This is a genomic window from Bacillus sp. KICET-3 (assembly GCF_033261025.1).
GTDB lineage: Bacteria > Bacillota > Bacilli > Bacillales > Bacillaceae > Bacillus > Bacillus sonorensis.
Genome location: NZ_CP137345.1, coordinates 2041166 through 2059799, shown reverse-complemented (window position 1 = coordinate 2059799; position 18634 = coordinate 2041166). Strand labels below are relative to the sequence as shown.

Annotated in this window: 16 protein-coding genes; 8 read left to right on the top strand and 8 right to left on the bottom strand. The window is 47.5% G+C overall.

The window, feature by feature from the left end:
* The first annotated feature begins 157 nt into the window (after window positions 1-157).
* Window positions 158-475 carry an SMR family multidrug efflux transporter EbrA gene (locus tag R5H20_RS10105; protein ID WP_006640261.1) on the top strand — a complete coding sequence of 106 codons (318 nt, stop codon included), beginning with the start codon at window positions 158-160 and terminating at the stop codon, window positions 473-475.
* 13 nt (window positions 476-488) lie between these two features.
* Entirely contained in the window at window positions 489-875 is a 387-nt protein-coding gene (locus tag R5H20_RS10100; protein ID WP_006640262.1) for an SMR family multidrug efflux transporter EbrB, read from the top strand.
* A gap of 31 nt (window positions 876-906) precedes the next feature.
* Here the strand turns inward: R5H20_RS10100 and R5H20_RS10095 are convergent, their stop codons facing one another.
* Complete coding sequence (locus tag R5H20_RS10095) at window positions 907-1353, bottom strand: OsmC family protein (RefSeq protein WP_006640263.1); 447 nt, start codon at window positions 1351-1353, stop codon at window positions 907-909.
* Window positions 1354-1533: 180 nt separating this feature from the next.
* Here R5H20_RS10095 and R5H20_RS10090 point away from each other — a divergent pair, with 180 nt between their 5' ends.
* Window positions 1534-1842: a hypothetical protein gene (locus R5H20_RS10090; RefSeq protein WP_006640264.1), complete on the top strand. Its 309-nt coding sequence runs from the start codon at window positions 1534-1536 to the stop codon at window positions 1840-1842.
* A 72-nt stretch (window positions 1843-1914) separates the two neighbouring features.
* On the opposite strand, the gene R5H20_RS10085 is transcribed toward R5H20_RS10090, so the two are convergent.
* The 3 genes from R5H20_RS10085 to R5H20_RS10075 all read right to left on the bottom strand — a co-directional run bounded on the left by R5H20_RS10085 (window position 1915) and on the right by R5H20_RS10075 (window position 3934).
* The gene (locus R5H20_RS10085; protein ID WP_006640265.1) at window positions 1915-2772 is read right to left on the bottom strand and encodes an NmrA family NAD(P)-binding protein; all 858 of its coding nucleotides are present in this window, start codon (window positions 2770-2772) and stop codon (window positions 1915-1917) included.
* The gene (locus R5H20_RS10080) at window positions 2769-3230 is read right to left on the bottom strand and encodes a nuclear transport factor 2 family protein (protein ID WP_006640266.1); all 462 of its coding nucleotides are present in this window, start codon (window positions 3228-3230) and stop codon (window positions 2769-2771) included. The genes R5H20_RS10085 and R5H20_RS10080 overlap by 4 nt, the downstream gene beginning before the upstream one ends.
* Before the next feature lie 119 nt (window positions 3231-3349).
* On the bottom strand, window positions 3350-3934 hold the full coding sequence (locus R5H20_RS10075) for a TetR/AcrR family transcriptional regulator (protein WP_006640267.1): 585 nt from the start codon (window positions 3932-3934) through the stop codon (window positions 3350-3352).
* Window positions 3935-4112: 178 nt separating this feature from the next.
* Between R5H20_RS10075 and R5H20_RS10070 the strand changes: the two genes are divergently transcribed.
* The 3 genes from R5H20_RS10070 to R5H20_RS10060 all read left to right on the top strand — a co-directional run bounded on the left by R5H20_RS10070 (window position 4113) and on the right by R5H20_RS10060 (window position 5984).
* Window positions 4113-5372: a glycoside hydrolase family 18 protein gene (locus tag R5H20_RS10070; protein ID WP_006640268.1), complete on the top strand. Its 1260-nt coding sequence runs from the start codon at window positions 4113-4115 to the stop codon at window positions 5370-5372.
* A 115-nt stretch (window positions 5373-5487) separates the two neighbouring features.
* The gene (locus tag R5H20_RS10065; protein ID WP_006640269.1) at window positions 5488-5688 is read left to right on the top strand and encodes a hypothetical protein; all 201 of its coding nucleotides are present in this window, start codon (window positions 5488-5490) and stop codon (window positions 5686-5688) included.
* Window positions 5685-5984, top strand: coding sequence for a spore coat protein (locus tag R5H20_RS10060; RefSeq protein ID WP_006640270.1), 300 nt, complete (start codon window positions 5685-5687; stop codon window positions 5982-5984). Before R5H20_RS10065 ends, R5H20_RS10060 begins: the two co-directional genes overlap by 4 nt.
* A gap of 43 nt (window positions 5985-6027) precedes the next feature.
* Here the strand turns inward: R5H20_RS10060 and R5H20_RS10055 are convergent, their stop codons facing one another.
* Window positions 6028-7608, bottom strand: coding sequence for an APC family permease (locus R5H20_RS10055; RefSeq protein ID WP_006640271.1), 1581 nt, complete (start codon window positions 7606-7608; stop codon window positions 6028-6030).
* 183 nt (window positions 7609-7791) lie between these two features.
* Window positions 7792-8982: a macrolide family glycosyltransferase gene (locus tag R5H20_RS10050; RefSeq protein ID WP_006640272.1), complete on the bottom strand. Its 1191-nt coding sequence runs from the start codon at window positions 8980-8982 to the stop codon at window positions 7792-7794.
* A 484-nt stretch (window positions 8983-9466) separates the two neighbouring features.
* On the opposite strand from R5H20_RS10050, the gene R5H20_RS10045 reads away from it, so the two are divergent.
* Both R5H20_RS10045 and R5H20_RS10040 read left to right on the top strand, forming a co-directional pair.
* Entirely contained in the window at window positions 9467-10483 is a 1017-nt protein-coding gene (locus R5H20_RS10045) for a serine hydrolase domain-containing protein (protein WP_006640273.1), read from the top strand.
* Window positions 10484-10513: 30 nt separating this feature from the next.
* The gene (locus tag R5H20_RS10040) at window positions 10514-11164 is read left to right on the top strand and encodes a TVP38/TMEM64 family protein (protein WP_006640274.1); all 651 of its coding nucleotides are present in this window, start codon (window positions 10514-10516) and stop codon (window positions 11162-11164) included.
* 33 nt (window positions 11165-11197) lie between these two features.
* On the opposite strand, the gene R5H20_RS10035 is transcribed toward R5H20_RS10040, so the two are convergent.
* Together R5H20_RS10035 and R5H20_RS10030 are read right to left on the bottom strand one after the other, a co-directional pair.
* Complete coding sequence (locus R5H20_RS10035; RefSeq protein ID WP_006640275.1) at window positions 11198-11509, bottom strand: YbjQ family protein; 312 nt, start codon at window positions 11507-11509, stop codon at window positions 11198-11200.
* A 207-nt stretch (window positions 11510-11716) separates the two neighbouring features.
* The gene (locus R5H20_RS10030; RefSeq protein ID WP_006640277.1) at window positions 11717-18634 is read right to left on the bottom strand and encodes a non-ribosomal peptide synthetase; all 6918 of its coding nucleotides are present in this window, start codon (window positions 18632-18634) and stop codon (window positions 11717-11719) included.

Genomic DNA, 18634 nt, shown 5'->3' with positions numbered 1-18634 from the left:
TATATTTCTTTTTGTCCCCAACTTTAGGAATTTCGGCTATGCTCTGCGGTTTAGCCATGGACAAGCCTGCAATGCCGCTCCCGGTGTCCGGGCTCCGGACCGCCGGATAAGAAGGAAATGGGCTTCTATTGAGTCATCTTAATGAGGAGGATGTGTTATGATTACGGGCTATTTGTTTCTTCTGGTCGCGATCCTGTCCGAGGCTGCAGCCGCCGCGATGCTGAAAGTGTCTGACGGATTTGCGCGATGGCAGCCGGGGGTTCTTGTCGTCATCGGATATGCGCTGGCCTTTTATATGATGTCGCTGACATTGCAATTCATCCCGCTCAGCCTCTCATATGCGACATGGAGCGGCGCGGGCACAGTACTGACGACCTTCATCGGTGTGATGTGGTTTCAAGAAAAACTGAACCGCCGGGCTGTATTCGGCATTCTTTGTCTAGTTTTAGGCGTTGTACTGATCAATCTCACATAAGGAAGGGATTTAAATGAAAGGCATTCTATTTTTAGCGGCGGCCATACTTTCAGAGGTATTCGGAAGTACAATGCTGAAGCTTTCGGAAGGATTCAGCGCCCCTGTTCCGGTAATCGGCGTCGTAATCGGGTTCGCATCATCGTTTACATTTCTCAGCTTTTCTTTAAAAACGATCCCTCTTTCATCGGCCTATGCCACATGGGCCGGAACGGGAACAGCGCTGACCGCGGCCATCGGCTGTTTATTGTTTCATGAACCGTTCAGCCTAAAAACGATCATCGGACTCGTTTTAGTCATTGGCGGCGTCTATTTGTTAAACCATTCAAAAGGGGAAGAAGCCGGGGAGCCGCCAGCCCAGCTTCATTCAGAACGTTTAGAGCCGGCCAAACGGCAGCAGTAGATGACCGTTTGAACAAGCTTGCCTTGTTTATTTATGGCACAATGATCTCCGGCTCCAGTTCAATGGCTACATTCCCTTGAACGGCCCGGGAAATCATACATGATGTTTCCGCTTTTTGAGCCAATTTTCCGGCAAGCTCCACATCTTTTTCTGACGCGTCTTTTGTTAAGCGGATCACAGGTCTGTGAATGATTTTCTCATATGTAAAAACGCCCCCTGTCACATCCACGACAGCTTCCGATTCCATCGTCAGCCCCTCTTTTTCAAGGCCGCTCCTTTCCATCATGGCAGCGAGCGTAATGATATAGCACGTCGCAGCCGCGCCAAGCAGCATCTCATCGGGGTTTGTGCCTGCTCCTGGACCGTCCATTTCCTTTGGGATAGATATCTCGGTTTTTAGATTTCCGCTTTCAATCCTTCCTACGTCGTTTCTTTTTCCAGGCCAGTCTGCCTGTAGATGGAAATGATGTTTGGCCATCTTAAACACCCTCCTTCTTTGATTTCTCTTTTAGTCTACTCATGTTTTGTCTACCTGTCCTTTTATTTGCTTGATTGATCGTAAGGACAGCAAAAATCCCAAGTCGTGATCTTCGTCTAACACGCAGGACATTAGCGGAGCATACGATACAACGAAACTTACCGAGAAAGGACGAAACTGATGGAAAACAAAGAACATATGCATATGCCGGGAGCTGCCCCCCAGCCGGATGTACCATTTCCGCAATATCCGCAGTCCGAGGCATTGGCGCACCAGATCAAATGTCCATTATTCCCCCATCTTAAACCGGTCACCTTATGCACAATCGCACCATTTGTTCATTACGGGCTCAATGAAGCGCAAGCGACTTCATACCGCCATGCCATGGAAGAAGTGGCTGCGATGGCATATTTAATGGGGATGGGGATTGACCCACACTTGGCCTACTATACAGTTGAATCCTGGGAAATCAATGAAAAATTTTACTGAAAAATTCAAGACTGAACGGTCAAAAAAGAGGGGAAAACGACCGTTCAGTCCAAGTCTGACGCCAGTGATCAATCAAGCATGATTCCAGGATCGGGCATGGCTTTCGGCAAAGGCGGCCAATGAACGCGGCTTTCTCCCGGTTACACGCTCAACTGTATTGGTGATGCGATTTTCAGCTCCATGCTTGATTTTTTGATCCAAGTCCGCCATGAAGCTGGCATACTCCGGCGATAATCCGGCTTTCATCAGCCTGTCTTTAAGTGCTGACACTGAAATATTGACATGGCTGACTGTTCGCCCGGCCGCCTCGCCGATAATCGCGGCCGCTTCAGCGTAGCTTAATGCTTGAGGCCCGGTGATCACGTGGTCTGTATTATGAGGAATGTCATCCATTAACGCACGGACGCCGACTTCAGCAATGTCGTCCGCATCAACAAAGCCCACCTTCCCGTCCCCCGAAGCAGTAATGATTTCGCCGCTCGTTTTAATAGAGTCTGCATGCTGGACATTGATAAAATTTTGCATGAAATAAGAAGGCTTGAGAATCGCCCATTCCGGAGCAAGGTCCTTGACCGCCTGATGAATCTTTCCAAAGACAGGGCCGTCTTCATCGATAATTGCGGCGCTGAGCATGACAATCCGCCTCACTCCGGATTCAAGAGCGCGTTCTACAAACGGCAGCACTGCATTGGAGGGATCATAGACGCCGACAGGCGCGACAAGATACAGTTTTGCAACATGTTTCAGCGCCTCCCTGTGAGTCGTTTCATCATTCCAGTCAAAATATACATGCTCGGCTCCGCTCATCAGCGGTTTCCTTCTGCTCGCAATGCGTACGATGCTCCCCTCAAATGATGAAATCAAGCGCTTGGCAATGCGGCCTCCTGTTGTGCCTGTTCCGCCAGTTATTAATATACGGTTTCCGTTCATTTCCCACACTCCTTATACTGATCATCGTTTTGGACTGGCGCTAGAAAGGATTCCGGCTGTCCTCCAAATGCTTCGATCACGGTCAATGGATTCCAGTAATCTTTATAGTGGACGATTTTCCCATCCTTCGTTTTAATGACGCTGATGTACTTCTGTTTGTACGGCAGCCCCATTGAGATGACGGTTCCCTCGCACTCAAACTCTGCAATCGCCGTGTTTGAATCAGGTATTTGATAAATGACAGGAGGAGTGAAACGTACAATATCAATTTTTTCTGGAAAATCCTTAATATAGTCATAGATTGCGGATTTCCCTTCAATTTTTTCTGGAAAACCCGCCGGTGCATACGGAAATTCGAAAACGGCTTGATCATCCCACAGTTCAATCCACTTCTTCATATCTTTTTCAAGCATAGAGTCTAAAAATCGCTCAATAACCTTCGTTATGCTGATACTCATTTCATTCACCTCGGATTTTATTTTTTAGACTGATCAGTCTAAAATAAACAAAAAATACCGACAATCAAAATGGGTAAAGCCGAAGCCGAATCTTTACCCGCTTTACTGTCGTCCGGCGATTAATCCAAAACAGATAGGCTGATATCGATCATGTCCTGAAGAACATCAAAATCCGCCGTTATTTTAGCGTTAAAGGTAAGAGACAGCCGCGCTTGATTTAAAAAACGGGCCAGTGCGAGCAGATCTTGATGATGATCCTTTAATTCGCCTTGCGATTGCGCCCTGACAAGAGCTTTGTAAAATGCGGCTTCAAGCTGTTTTGTCTGGTTTTGAAAATACTCGGAAACTTCCGCATCATGCGGCATTTGTTCAATTGCGCTGTTGATGATATAGCATGCTTTTGCACGTTCGGGATCCTTCAGGACTTCAAACCCCTCCTGAAAGATTTGCCTGATCGCCTGTTTCACAGATCCCGGGCTTTCAAGCATTTCAATGACCCGGGCATTTTTATCCCCCAAATAGCGCTTGAGGGCTGCCAAAAAAAGGTCGCGCTTCGTGCCGAACGTATTGTATAGGCTCTGCCGTGCAATTCCCAAATGGCTGAGTAAATCTTGGAGCGACGTTCCTTCAAAACCGTATTGCCCAAACACTTCCATCGCCTTATGAAGAACAAGGGCGGTATCAAATTCTTTATTCCTTCCCAACTGGTTATCACCTCCCTATCGTGAAGAATACTCTTTTTAGACTAAACAGTCAAGATTTTTTTCAAAAACAACCCGCAGCCGGCCCGCCGAAAAACAGAGCATGATTGTTTTACAGCTCTCATAGACATAGCATAAAGCGATCCGATTCAAAATAAACGGAATAAAGGAAGTGTGACAGTTGTTTATTTATACCGTTCGGCCTGGAGATTCTTTATATGGCATCGGTTCAGCATTCGGTATTTCCACTGATCAAATCCGTTTGACGAACGGACTGACTGAAACAAATATCGTTCCGGGACAGGCCCTTTTAATCCCGCTTTATACATACACCGTTCAATATGGAGACAATTTTTATTCGATTGCCGACCGGTCATTTGTATCAGCGGCGCTCCTGCGACAGGCAAACCCGCATATCGCGCCGGCCGCCATGCGCCCCGGCATGAAAATTACGATCCCCGACACACCGAAAAAACCGATCACAGCTTTAGGCTATTACGGGCTGAGGAGCCCTCAATTAGATCAGGAGCTGATCAATGATTTCGCTCCTTATGCCACTTACCTGGCGTTTTTTGAATACCATTTTTCAAATGACGGGTCTTTAAATGACATCAATGATCTGCCTGCTGTTCAAACGGCATGGAGGCGCCGCGTCCCCCCTCTGATGACGGTCACCAACTTAACCGAAACAGGCTTCAGCTCAGCGCTGGCTCATCAAGTCCTGAACCGCCCCGCAGCCAGAAGCAATCTGATCGCGAACATTGCAGCCACCATTTCAAGAAAAGGATATGCGGGGGTTAATATTGATTTTGAAAATATATCAGCGGAAGACAGGGACTTATTCACGGGCTTTTTGCGCGAACTGAAGGGACGGCTTCAGCCGTCCGGATACGTAGTGACGATCGCCGTCCCCCCAAAAACAAGCGAGGATATCGCCTGGTTAAGAGGCTATGATTACGGCGGAATCGGCTCGGTCGTCGATCTGATGTTCATCATGGCTTACGACTGGCATCACGGGGCAAGTGAGCCCGGTCCTGTGGCACCGATCAATGAAGTGAGGCAAACCATCCAATTTGCCCTCAGCCGGGTTCCAAAACATAAAATCATTCTCGGGTTTCCGCTTTACGGCTATAACTGGACTCTTCCGTATCAGCCCGGCGCCACCTATCCGGGAATCTCAAATCATGATGCGATACAGCTCGCTATGCGGCATCAAACTCGGATTCAATATGCCAAAGAATATGAGTCCCCGTTTTTCGAATATACCGATGAACAAGGCAAAAGACATGTTGTTTGGTTTGAAGACTCGCGGAGCATCGGCAAAAAAATGCTCCTGATGCGGGAGTATGACCTTGACGGAGGAGGCGTATGGCAGCTGACGCTTCATTTTCCGCAAGGAACGTGGCTTTTGACGAAATTCTTCCGGGTTCGTAAGGTTTAGCAGAGTGAAGTATTGCAAATGAGTAAAAAATTGCAAGTTCTAAAAATGAATAAAACAACTATATTCCTCCAAAATATACTGCGAGTGCCAAATATCATCGAAAGGAATGTTTTCTTTGAACAACGCTATTCACGAAACATTGGAGCTGCATGAACTTCTGATGTTTAAAAATCTCTGCCTGACTAAGTCTTCAACGATGACCGGGCTCGTGAAAGATCAGAAACTTAGAGACATCCTGGAACGGGATGCTTCCCAAACCAAACATCAGATCGAACATTTGCAAGGATTATTAACAACAAGGGGTGAAAATCTATGAACGAATTTATCCAGAACATGACGGGTATGGGAGCGATGACTGAACAGGTAATCGCGACAGACTTTTTGATTACCGCTAAAACAGGCGTTAAAAACATAGCAACAGCCATTACAGAAACAACTTCCCCCGAAGTAAGAGATACGCTTAAGCAATATTTAAACGATGCGATTGAAACACATGAACAAATCACGAATTATATGATATCCAAGGGTTACTATCATCCAGAAAACATATCTGCACAAATCAACACGGATATGAAAGCTTCTGAAACAGCGAAAGATTTGCCGCAAATATAAAAGAAAAGGAACCTGCAGCAGGCGGGTTCCTTTTTTTACGGAATTACACAGGTTCCTCTTTTTTCTCATCATAATCGATCACGGCTTCCGGTAATGCCGTATACTTCGCCCAATAAAATACCGCAATGGAGCAGACCGCAATCAGAGTCAAATCTACAGGCGTCTTCAATAAGCCCAAACCGTTTCCGAAGGAGCCCAAGTATGAAAAAATCAGCAGTATGATATAGTAGCCGACAAGCCACCATGCAGACTTTAGCTGCTGTCGGAACGGTACATCATCCGTCGGGACGAATTTTTTGCAGGCCCAATAGATGGCAAACATCACCAGCTGGGAGCCGAGCAGCCACGAAACCGTATTCCATCCCGACCAGTACACAATAAATGACGCAAAGACGAATGAAATCGGGGCAATGACAGCCATGCCTTTAATCTGCAGCGGTTTTTTTACATGCTTCGCGTTAAGGTTTAAAGCTGCTGCAGATACTGGAGCAATCGCATAAGAAAGAATCAATGCAACCGAACAAACATTGACGAGCGCATCCCAAGACGGAAAAGGAAGCGTCCAGAAAACGGCCAGCCCAAATGACAGCCATAAAGACGGACGGGGAATTCCTGTAGGTTTATTGACCTTCTTGAACACTTGAAACAAAGTACCGTTCCGCGCCCATGCATATACTAAACGTGACGTCGTATTCATAAAGATATTTCCGTTCCCGCCCGGAGACAAAATCGCGTCCAGCACAACAAGAGTCGCAAGCCAGCCCAACCCCAGCAGAACGGCGATATCTTTAAATGGCAAAGAAAATTCCTTTCCAATCGCCTTCCAACCATTCTCAAGCATATCCGTCGGAATCGCGCCGATAAACACCACCTGCAAAATCGTGTAGATGCAGGCAGAAACGATGATACATATAATCAAAGCGACGGGAATATTCCGCTGCGGGTTTTTTACTTCGCTTGCGACCGAAACAATCGGATGAAGCCCGAGATAGGCGAACATGACACCGCCTGTCGAAATTGATGCCTGTACACCGGCAAAGCCGAACGGCGAAAAATCACCTGCTGTAAAATTGGCCGCTTTAAAGTGAAACGCAAGTACGACAATGATGGTCAAAGGAACAACATATTTAAAAATGGAAATGATCAAATTGGATTTTGCGAATGCTTTCACACTCCAGTAATTCAGCAAAAAGAACAAGCATAATAAAGTAAATTGCAAAAGCCAGCCGATGATGGTCGGCGACTCTGACCCTTCTATCGTCAATCCGGGAAACCAATAAGCCATATACTGGCGAACTGCTGTGACTTCAATCGAAATCAGACTGGTATACGCAACGATCGTGATAAAGGAAATTAAAGACCCGACAAGATGGCCGTGCGTATAAACAGGGTAGCGGATAATTCCCCCCGTGCGCGGCAAAGCTGCGCCAAGCTCCGCATAGACCAGACCGATTAACAGGATGATCACCCCTCCGATAATCCAGGAAAAGCTTCCCGCAGGTCCGGCTTTTGAAGCGACATTGCTGACGGCAAACAGCCAAGCTGAGCCGAATATCGCGCCCATCCCGATCAAAATCAGATCCAGCAATGACATTGTTTTTTTGAATTTGCCCTGGTTTGACATAATGCTTCCTCCTAGTCATACGTTCTAAAAAGTCACACATGAATAGAAAGTAGTATGTTCAAAATGTGACACTGTATACTTTTTAGCCTCTTCTGGACTTGTTCAAACAAAACAGCCCTGGGGAACATTTAAATTCCCCAGGGCTCGTATATGACCGGTTGTGCAAGATGCTTCTTCAAACCATTAATTTACCGTAATCGGCTTGAAAAACGCTTCGATTTCATCAGCGGCTTTTTCCGCTCCTCCCGCTTCTTTTATGTTTTCTTGCATGTCTTTGACCCGATTCAGAAGTTCAGTGTTATCATCGACTTGAGAGACGGCTTCCTGCAATCGTTGAACCGTGGTTGCTTCAGGCTGCAGATGACGGCCGAGACCAAGCTCTTCAACGCGGCGGGCCGTCATCTCCTGTTCAGGCATTTGCGGAATCACAACGAGAGGAACACCTTCATTTAATGCTTCCATCGTACTGTTCATTCCGCCATGAGTAATGAACAGCTTTGCTTTTTTAAGGATCTCGAGCTGCGGAACAGACTGACGAATCGAAAAATTGTCAGGGATGTCCTCAAAGCTTTCGGGATCGATGGCTGCTCCTACCGACATGATGACCTGCCATTTTGTATCCCTGAACGCATCGATGCACATACTATAGAACTCAGACCAAGCATTGAACGCCGTTCCCAATGAAATGAGCATCACCGGGCGGCCATCGTCTTTGACAAGCTGCTCATTGTTGTTCTGAAATTTACGTTCGGCAAGAGATGGACCAACAAAACGGAAACGTTCGTCAAATGTGTCGCCATAAGGCTGAAAAGCGCGCGGCATAAATACAATGTTCAGCTTTGCCGGTTCAAACAGTTCTTCAAATCTCGCTGTCGAAAAATTGGCATTTTTCAAATCAGAAACCTGTTGACCAACCTTTTCGATCTGCATCCTTTCTACCAGATCCTTGAATTGAAAATGCTCGTTCTGAGCATATGTCGAGCAAAGCCGCACCGCCTCGACCCCAAGCTTTTCCGCTATGAGTTTACCTGTCATGGCCATAAAATCGTAAACGATCAGGTCAGGCCGGTCATGTTGGTAAAGCTCTTCAAGCTGAGGCAAAACCTCTTCCACCTCTTTCATAAACATTTTCGGCGCCTGCGGCATATCTTCTTTATTTTTCATCATCTCTCTGATTGTTTGGGGATTGATGTTTAAAGTAGAGCGGTATTGAAGCGGCTCTGCCCCCGTTTCTTCAATTGCCGCGACAAACTCGTCTGTGACCGGATATGTCACGCGATAGCCGCGCTCCACGAGTTTTTTTGTTAATGCAAGTGTCGGATTAATATGTCCATGAGCCGGAATATTGAAAATGGCGATATGTTTTTGTTCCATTTTAAAACCTCCTGTAATGTTTTGGAATGCGGATGGCGGCAGTTTGCTGTAGTGCAAAAGAGTCACCGATCTCGCTTTCATGCACATATATTAAATGAAGATATTATAGATAATAAAGGAAAAACCCTTCAAAATTAAGGTAAAATTAAAAAATACTAATATAGTCCTTTCTTCGAAAATAAAACTCAGAGCTTTAGTCTCATCTTCGAAAAAAAACTTGACTTTCATCCTTATTTCGTTACCACAGCCTTATATTTCAGCCTTTTCCGATAAAAAAAAGACACCGGCAAAACATATAAATGTCAGCTCGGCGCCGAGGAATTTTTGTCAAAATTTTGTCTAAATTTACTTAAATTTAGCTTAAATTATAACGCAAATGATGGTAAATCCCTGAACTTTTTTATAATGTTATGTTTGTCGTGCCTGCACTATCAACAAACCGCTTTCTATTTCATTAACTATAGATATGAGAGGACTGGTTTTTTTGGAACACACAACAGATCAGCTCGATGCCTATCTAATGGAACAAGCATCCAGAAATCATTTTCACGGCAGCATCCTGCTGGCAGACAAGAATGGTATTATATTGTCCAAGGGTTACGGATACTCCAATTACAGGGATAAAATTGAAAACGGACCGGAATCGCGCTATCAGATCGCTTCTTTGACAAAGCAGTTTACCGCTGTTGCGATCATGCAATTGCACGAAAAAGGTCTGCTCAAGACATCTGACCCCGTTCAATTGTATTTGCCCGACTATCCGAACGGGGACAGGATCACCATCAAACACCTGTTAAGCCATACTTCAGGCATTCCGGATTTTTTGGAAGAAGAACTGCTCGATATCGAATTAACACTTTCGACATTGGACCAATTCATTTCCCTCTTTGTGGACAAGCCGCTCGAATTCACTCCCGGACAGAGATTTAGCTACAGCAATTCGGGTTACATCCTGCTGGCTAAAATCATTGAAACGGTCACAGACGACTCTTATGAACACAACATCCAAAAGTTGATATTTGAACCTTTAGGCATGAAAAACTCCGGATTTTTCACTTCTCCGGCAGATATTTTTCCAACAGTCGGATATTTAGCAATTAATCGGGGAACGGTTCAAGCGCCGATCGTCTACGGCCATGGAGAAAGCGGGCTCTACTCAACCGTCGAGGATTTATATTTGTGGGACCGGGCGTTATATACTGAAAAACTGATCTCGGAAAGCGCGCTTAAAGAAATCTTGTACAGCTGTGTCAGAAAACCGGCTTTTCCGTGTGACGGCCCGTTTTCAGGACTTGTGCAAAACAATTTGATCGGATATGGTTGGTTTATTAATAAACAAAATAAGTATAAAATATGGCATGATGGAGAAATCCACGGATTTATCAGCTCTATCAACCGCTTCATTGACCAAAAAAAGGTTCTCATCATGCTCAGCAATTGCAATCTATCAAAAGCTGATGAGATCTTGGCTTATTTGGAAGACGCGTTGTTAAAGATGTAATGAATTCATAGAAAGGCAGCGGACATCGGTATGATAAAAAAAGGATTAAGCTTTGTTGCGGTCATTGTAATGATCATGGCCGGATTTTCACAAAAAGAAGCCTGGCTTGAGCTGATCAAACTAGGCGGAATGTTGTCGGTCATGTTGAGCATCCTGCTCGTGGCAGCCTGCGTCTTTTTCCCTGTCGTACCGTTTGCCATCATCGCCGGCCTAAACGGAGCGGTTTTCGGTATCGCAAGCGGTGTCTTGATCACATTATCAGGATCGATGCTCGGCACAATGCTGCTGTTTTTTCTTGCCCGCTACGGATTCAGGGATTGGGCGAGGAAAAAGACTTCGAAATATCCTAAAATCAGTGAATATGAAGCTTATTTTCATCAGAATGCCTTTACAGCCGTCCTTTTGGGCAGGCTGATACCTGTCATTCCTTCCGTTGTCATGAACACTGTCTGCGGCTTGAGCACCATCAAATGGGCGGTCTTTTTCACAGCATCAACGCTCGGGAAAATCCCCAATGTCCTTGTCATATCGATTGCCGGCGCCAATTTCAGCGAACATAAACTGGTGTCCTTCGGCATCTATGGCGCGTACATGCTGATCATCATGATCATCATCTATAGAAAATACCCCCATCTTATCTCAAACCGTAAGAAAACAGAGCAGTCAGAGAAAACGCCTTAATAGAAGGCGTTTTTTTCTGCTAAAAGCATGCAATTAATCAATTACGACAGCCGTTCCGTATCCGATTAATTCTGAAGTGCCCTGTCCTGCCGAGAGTTCAAATCTTAATCCGACAATAGCGTTTGCTCCCAATTCTTCCGCTTGTTTTACCAAGCGTTCCTTGACCATTTTCTTCGAATCTTCAAGCATCTCTGTATAATTTTTCAGTTCTCCGCCAATCACCGATTTCAAACCTGATAAAATATCTTTTCCAATATTTCGCGATTGGACAATACTGGCTGTGACGATTCCCTTCACTTCTTGTACGGTTTGATGAGCGATCGTATCCGTTGTAACGATGAGCATGTGGCGTCCTCCTTTTTCTGCATATGATTTATATCGGCAGGATATTGGAAATGTTTAGCTTTGCTCATTTTCAATATCCTGCCGATTTTTGGTAATGGGAATGATTCATCATATTTTATGCGGCTTTCCATTATTGTTTAGCGCCGGAATCCCCGGATGGGATGCCGCCGGCCTGGCCAACGGCGGCAGGCAGTACGTGTTAATAGATTATAAGCTTTTGACTTTGTTTAAAATCCCCAGCAGAATCTCTGCATTTTTTTCAGCAAATGGCGAATTCAACATTTCTTGATGGGCTCCGTATCCTTGATAAGAAAAAGGTTTTTGGATCGTCATGTTCGCAATATCCTGATTATCCCATTTTTCATGCTCGGCTTCAATTCGATGGATCTCGGCATTGATCGGCGCTTCGTAAACCATCTCCTGCCGATATTGATAAAAGCTCAAAACGCTTTTACGTCCTTGATTGCGAAGATATGTGATGTGCGCATGATCTTGTATATTGTTTTTCTTTACAAATTGTTCGATGATGAACTGTTCCACAAACTCTTCTGCATGTTTTTCCACCTTTTGCTGATCAAGCTTTTCTTTGCTGTTCTCCATTCTGCAGTCGAAAAGAATCAATTGTTCCACCCGGTCATTGTTGGATTCAAGCTGCTTAATCACCTCGTATGCAAGAGCAGAGCCCGCAGAGTATGCCAAAAAGTAATATGGGCCGTGCGGCTGAATGCGTTTAATCTGTTCCACATATTCACCAATGCGATTTGGCGATTCGATATAGTTCATTCCAAAGCCATTCCAGCCAGGAAGGTGCTCGCATAATGTCCGAAAAATATAGCCTGCCCCGCCAATACCGGGAAAACAATACAGATTGCCGTCTCCTTTTTTGCTGAGTTGAACCATATGACCCTTCAATTGATCAAAACTCAACTGCTTGGAGCTCGCGATGAATCCCGCAAAGTCTCTGATCCGCGGATATTGAAACACGGCTTGCAGCGGAACATCAAGATTCATCTCTTGTTTAATGCGCCATATAAGCGTCATCGCTTTCAGCGAATGGCCTCCAAGTTCAAAGAAATGGTCTTCAACGCCAATCCGCCCGATGCCGAGCACCTCCTGCCATAACCTGGCCAGCTGCGCTTCTGCTGCCGTATCCGGCGGGACGTGTTCGGCTGCAGAAACCGCACCATCCGGCTTTGGCAGCGCATGACGGTCAAGCTTTCCGTTTGCTGTCAAAGGCATTTGCTCAAGGGAGATAAAAAACGCTGGCACCATGTACGGAGGCAGCGCAACTTCCAAATGCGAACGAAGCTGTTTTGCCTCTGTGGGCCGTTCCGTGACGTAATAAGCGCACAGCGCCTTATCCCCGCCGGTGTCTTCCCTCATGATAACAGCCGCCTCCTTTACCGCGGGATGCTCAAGCAGCCGGTTTTCGATTTCTCCCGGCTCGATCCGGAAACCCCTGAGGTTGATCTGATGGTCTGTCCGTCCTATATACTCAATGTTTCCATCAGGAAGCCATCTGGCGAGATCGCCGGTTTTGTACATCCGCGCCCCTGGAGTGAACGGATGGGCCGCAAATTTCTCCCTCGTCAGTTCGGGCCTGTTCAAGTATCCGCGGGCAAGACCCGCGCCCCCAATACATAATTCCCCTGCAACTCCGACAGGCTGCAGCTTGTTATACCGATTCATAATATAGACTTGGTCATTCGGCAGCGGTTTTCCTATCGGTATTGTTCGGTGATTGCCGGGCTTCACATGATAGGAAACAGCGTCAACTGTGCATTCCGCAGGACCATAAATATTGGTTATCACCGGCTTCGGACCGCCGCCATACATTTCCCAGATCCGCTCCACCAGATCCGCGGGCAATGCCTCTCCGCCAATGATAAAGTGTTTTACGTGAACCGGCCGCTTCGCTCCGGCCAGCAGCTGAAGATGGGCTGGTGTACCATCAGATATGTCTATGTTTTGCCGGTGATAAAAACCGGTCAGCAGCCGATGATCGAAGCGCGCCGCTTCGGGAGCGATCACCAGCGTGTGTCCCAGCAATAAGCTGGCGAATATCTGTTTAACGGATGCGTCAAAGTAAACCGGCGCAATCAGCGCAATTTTCAAGCTTTCAGCATAATGGCGGTAGATGCGCTGATACAAGCCATCGACCAAGTTGACAACATTGCTTTGTTCAATCAGGACTCCTTTTGGTTTGCCTGTCGAGCCTGACGTATAGATGGCATACGCAAGATGCTGTGGGCTTGAAACAGCCGGAAGATTCGATTCAGCCGGCAAAGATTCGATCTCACCCAATAGAACTGTTTCCCCGGCAAACGGAATGTTTTGTCCATTTTGGCGCCTCAATAAAAATTTTGCATGACTATCCTCGAGAATAAAACCCGTCCGCTCTTCAGGTGAGTTCAAATCGAGCGGCAGATAAGCACCGCCCGCCTTTAAAATTCCGATTATGCCGATGATCATTTCGACGGAACGCTCAACCGCAAGGCCTACGATATCATCAGGTCTGACGCCTTTCTTTCTCAAAAGCCGTGCAAGTCGATTTGCTCTGTCGTTCAGCTCCCGATATGTGATCGACTGATCTTCGCAGATCACCGCTGTCTGGCTTGGTCTGTGATAGACTTGTTCTTCAAACAGCTGATGAATCGTTTTATTTGTCGGCTCACCAGACTTTTCCTCATTGAATGTGTGAAGCAGCTGATGTCTTTCCTTCTCTGTCAAGATGTCGATCTCTCCGAGCCGTATGTCCGGATCGGCTGCCACCTGTTCAAGCAGCTGCTGCCAGTGACCCGCCCATCGCTCGACGGTCTCCTGTTTGAACAGTGCCGTGCTGTATTCCAATGCGAACAGGAGCCGTCCGCTTTGTTCCTTAACACGCATTGTCAAATCAAACTTGGCGGTCGTATGCTTCCGGTCGCATTGACGCAATTTGAGTCCATCCATTTTCAGCTCGTGCTGCTCGATATTTTGGAAAGAAAACATCACATCAAACACAGGGTTCCGATTTATATCGCGCCGCACTTCGAGCTTCTCCACAAGCGCCTCAAACGGCACTTCCTGATGGTCGAACGCTTCAAGCGTTGTTTTTTTAATGTCTGTTAAAAATGCTTGAAATGTTTTCTCCTCCTTCGGATATCCCCGCAGCGCCAATGTATTGACAAACATTCCCGCGATTTTTTCCAGATCTGGATGAGGGCGGCCGGCGATGGGTGAACCGACGATGATATCATCCTGTCCGCTGTAGCGTGAAAGCAATGTTTGGTACGCAGCGAGAAGCACCATATAAAGCGTCGCACCATTTTGTTCCGCCAGCCGTTCGAGCTTTCGCTTTAATTCTGCATCGGCGGTTGATTCGACAACGCCTCCGCGAAAATCTTGAACAGACGGCCTCGGCTTGTCGCCTGGCAGCTTCAGGTAAGGCAGTTCGCCTGCAAGCTGCGCAAGCCAATATGCTTCTTTTGCCCGATAGGCCTTTTTTTGGATCCGGCTGTTTTGCCAAACAGCAAAATCCTTGTATTGGATGCGCAGCGGTTTGAGCTCAAATCCCTGATAGAGCGCGTTGAACTCATTGATGAAGATACTCATCGTCATCCCGTCGGCAATAATATGGTGCATGTCGATCACAAGCAGATGCCGTTCATTCGAGATCGACATCACACCTGCCCGAAAGAGCGGTGCTGCGCTTAAATCAAACGGTTGTACAATCGAATCTACCCAGCGCTCTGCATCGGCTTCTGTCCCGCAAGTATGCGGCAAGGAAAATGGCACATCCTCCTCGACGATCTGCATCGGAACCCCTTCTTTCAGCACAAAACGCGTACGGAGCGATTCATGCCGCCTGATCAGCGCATGAATCGCTTGTTCCAGCCGCTGAAGATTGAACGCCCCCTCGACAACCATTACTGTCGGTATATGATAGGCTGTCGTCTCCGGATGCATGTGGTGGAGCATATACATTCGTTTTTGTGCCGGTGAAACCGGGTATTCCTGTTGCAGCGGAACAGGTTCGATTTCTTTGTATGCTGAGACTTCCCCATCTGCTTCTATTCGCAAAGCCAGCTGTCTCACCGTGGGGTGCTGAAATACATCCCGCACCGGCACTTCGGCTCCGAGCTCCCGATGAATACGCGACACAAGCAGCATCGCCTTGAGCGAATGCCCTCCAAGCTTAAAGAAATGGTCAGCGGCGCCGACGCGTTCAACACCAAGCACCTCCTGCCAGATGAGAGCTAAATCCCTTTCTGCTTGAGTTGCCGGCTCTACATACTCTGCCGCTGCAGATAGCCGGTCCGGCTCAGGCAAAGCTTTTTCATCAAGCTTGCCGTTCGGTGTCACAGGCATACGGTCAAGCTCGATAAAAAAGGACGGCACCATATAAAACGGCAGCGCCGCAGTGGTATGCGCGCGCACATCACCGGGATTGACCGGCAGGCAGGCTACATAATATGCACACAATGTCTTGTCGCCATCAGCTTCCTCTTTGGCAATGACAGCTGCTTCTTTTATCGCTTCATATGCTAAAAGCGTTTGTTCAATTTCTCCCGGCTCAATACGATAGCCGCGTATTTTCACCTGATGGTCGATCCGTCCGAGAAATTCGATGCTTCCGTCAGGCAGCCAGCGGGCGAGATCTCCCGTCCTGTACATCCGTTCCCCCGGTGCGTAAGGGTTTGCTACAAATTTCTCCGCTGATAATTCCGGCTGATTTACATAACCGCGGGCAAGACCTTTTCCGCTGATGCACAGCTCTCCGGGAGCGCCGATCGGCTGGAGGCTGCAGGCTTCGTTTACGATATACATGCGGGTTCCGCGAATCGGGCGTCCGATCGTGATGTTTTCGTCTGGGCAAACGTCCCGCTGAACACTGGACGTGACACAGCTTTCTGTCGGCCCGTATTCGTTCACAAGCTCGATAAACGGAAAGTTCCTTTTGCTTCGGTAGACCATGTGTTCCGGCAGTCTTTCTCCGCCCATAATAACCGTCCGAAGAGAAGCGGCTGCTTCCGGCGTCAAAGCGTCGAGGAGAAGCGTATAGAAACTGGGCGGGCAGCATAAATGAGTGACATTATCAGATGCTATGATAGTGGATACGGCATTTGGATCTCTCGCCTGATCCTCCCCCGCCATGGCTACGGTCGCTCCTGTCAGCAGCGGAGAAAACGTGCTCAATATAGATGCATCAAATGTATAGGCGCCAAGCTGCAAGAACGTATTTTCGCTTGTCAAACGGTATTCGTCGGCATGCCACAGCAGATTGTGTGCAACACTTCTATGTTCCACCATCACTCCTTTTGGCTTTCCGGTTGTCCCCGACGTATAGATGACATAAGCCAAATTGTCTGGAGAAGCGCTCGGGGGCAAATGATCCGGATCGCCGAGGCCTTCCCAATTGATCTGTTGAAGGTTGAGAATCCGTTTTGAATCCATCACATCGATAGTCAATTGTTTTTGAGTGATCAGGATGTCTGCTTTGCTGTCTTTGATGACAAATTGAATACGTTCTTCCGGGTGGGACGGGTCAATCGGGACATACGCGCCCCCCGCCTTCAGGATTCCGAGAATGCTAACGATAACCAGAGGAGAACGGTCTGCCATAAGAGCGACGGTCGTATCCGGCTTTACCCCGTTTTCACGAAGCATATACGCGAGGTGATTGGCCCGGTTGTTAAGTTCCCTGTATGTCAGTCTGGCAGCCCCACACACAACAGCGGTCTTCTCCGGCGTTCTTTCGGCCTGTTCCTCAAACAGCTGGTGGACGGTTCTATCATTTGGAGCAGCGGCCTTTGTGCCGTTGAATGTATGTAACAGCCGGTGTTTTTCCGTTTTGGTCAACAAGTCAATCTCACCAAGCCGTATGTCCGGATCGTCTGCCACCTGTTCAAGCAGCTGCAGCCAATGTGTCGTCCAGCGCTCAATGGTCTCCCTTTCAAACAGCTCCGTCCTGTATTCCCACGTCAATTGCAGCTCTCCGTTTTTTTCTTCCGCCTGAAGTGTAAGATCAAATTTGGCGATTCTGTGTTTTTGTTGATACGGCCGCAGTGTGAGACCATCCATTGCCAGTTCGGCACTTTCTGTATTCTGCAGCACAAACATCGCATCAAATAGAGGGTTCCGGTTCACATCGCGGGGCGCACCGAGCCTTTCCACGAGCGCTTCAAACGGCACTTCTTGATGCTCATAGGCTTGCAGCGCCGTTTCCTTCATCTCTTCTAAAAAAGCCCTGAATGTTTTCTCACGCTGCGGATACCCCCTAAGCGCCAAGGTATTAACAAACATTCCGACGATCTTTTCAAGGTCGGCATGCGGACGCCCGGCGATCGGCGATCCGACAATTATATCTTCCTGCCCGCTGTAGCGGGCAAGAAGCGTCTGGTATGCTGCCAAAAGCACCATAAAAAGTGTAGCGCCGCTCTCCCCGGCCAGCTGTTTGAGCTTATGCGCCAGCTCCGGAGAGACAGATGATTCCACGGCACCCCCGATGAAGCTTTGTGCCGCCGGCCGCTTCCTGTCCGTCGGCAGCTGCAGCACCGGCAGTTCGCCGGATAGCTGCTTCAGCCAGTATTCCTCTTGTTTCTTGTACGCCTCACTTTTCCTCCGCTCATTTTGCCAAACGGCAAAATCTTTGTACTGAATCCTTAGCGGCGGCAGTTCAGCCCCATGATACAATTCGTTGAATTCATTGACCAAAATGCTGATCGCAACGCCGTCACAAATGATATGATGCATGTCAATCGCCAGCAAATGGGTCTCCTCAGACAGCCTCATGACTCCTACGCGCAGGAGAGGCGCGGCGCTTAAATCGAACGGCTCCACAAATGACTGCACCCATTGCCCGGCTTCCTCTTCTGTACCGTTTGCAGAACAAACTGTGAATGAAACATCCTCTTCAATCTGCTGTACGGGTTCGCCATCTACGATGACGAAGCGCGTACGCAGTGATTCATGCCGTTTGATCAGCTTCTGAAATGCTTGTTGAAGCCGCTCTTGGTCAAGCTTTCCTTCTGCAGTCAACACAAGAGGCATATTGTATGCTGTCTCGCGCGGATGGAGCTGCTGCAGCATATACATTCGCTTTTGCGCTGATGACACCGCATATTCCTCGACATATTCCCCCAT

What these genes read in the sequence shown, in the direction of transcription:
- R5H20_RS10105 (WP_006640261.1), top strand. Translation starts at nt 158, where the DNA reads ATGATTACGGGCTATTTGTTTCTTCTGGTCGCGATCCTGTCCGAGGCT.
- R5H20_RS10100 (WP_006640262.1), top strand. Translation starts at nt 489, where the DNA reads ATGAAAGGCATTCTATTTTTAGCGGCGGCCATACTTTCAGAGGTATTC.
- R5H20_RS10095 (WP_006640263.1), bottom strand. Translation starts at nt 1,353, where the DNA reads ATGGCCAAACATCATTTCCATCTACAGGCAGACTGGCCTGGAAAAAGA.
- R5H20_RS10090 (WP_006640264.1), top strand. Translation starts at nt 1,534, where the DNA reads ATGGAAAACAAAGAACATATGCATATGCCGGGAGCTGCCCCCCAGCCG.
- R5H20_RS10085 (WP_006640265.1), bottom strand. Translation starts at nt 2,772, where the DNA reads ATGAACGGAAACCGTATATTAATAACTGGCGGAACAGGCACAACAGGA.
- R5H20_RS10080 (WP_006640266.1), bottom strand. Translation starts at nt 3,230, where the DNA reads ATGAGTATCAGCATAACGAAGGTTATTGAGCGATTTTTAGACTCTATG.
- R5H20_RS10060 (WP_006640270.1), top strand. Translation starts at nt 5,685, where the DNA reads ATGAACGAATTTATCCAGAACATGACGGGTATGGGAGCGATGACTGAA.
- R5H20_RS10055 (WP_006640271.1), bottom strand. Translation starts at nt 7,608, where the DNA reads ATGTCAAACCAGGGCAAATTCAAAAAAACAATGTCATTGCTGGATCTG.
- R5H20_RS10050 (WP_006640272.1), bottom strand. Translation starts at nt 8,982, where the DNA reads ATGGAACAAAAACATATCGCCATTTTCAATATTCCGGCTCATGGACAT.
- R5H20_RS10040 (WP_006640274.1), top strand. Translation starts at nt 10,514, where the DNA reads ATGATAAAAAAAGGATTAAGCTTTGTTGCGGTCATTGTAATGATCATG.
- R5H20_RS10035 (WP_006640275.1), bottom strand. Translation starts at nt 11,509, where the DNA reads ATGCTCATCGTTACAACGGATACGATCGCTCATCAAACCGTACAAGAA.
- R5H20_RS10030 (WP_006640277.1), bottom strand. Translation starts at nt 18,634, where the DNA reads ATGGGGGAATATGTCGAGGAATATGCGGTGTCATCAGCGCAAAAGCGA.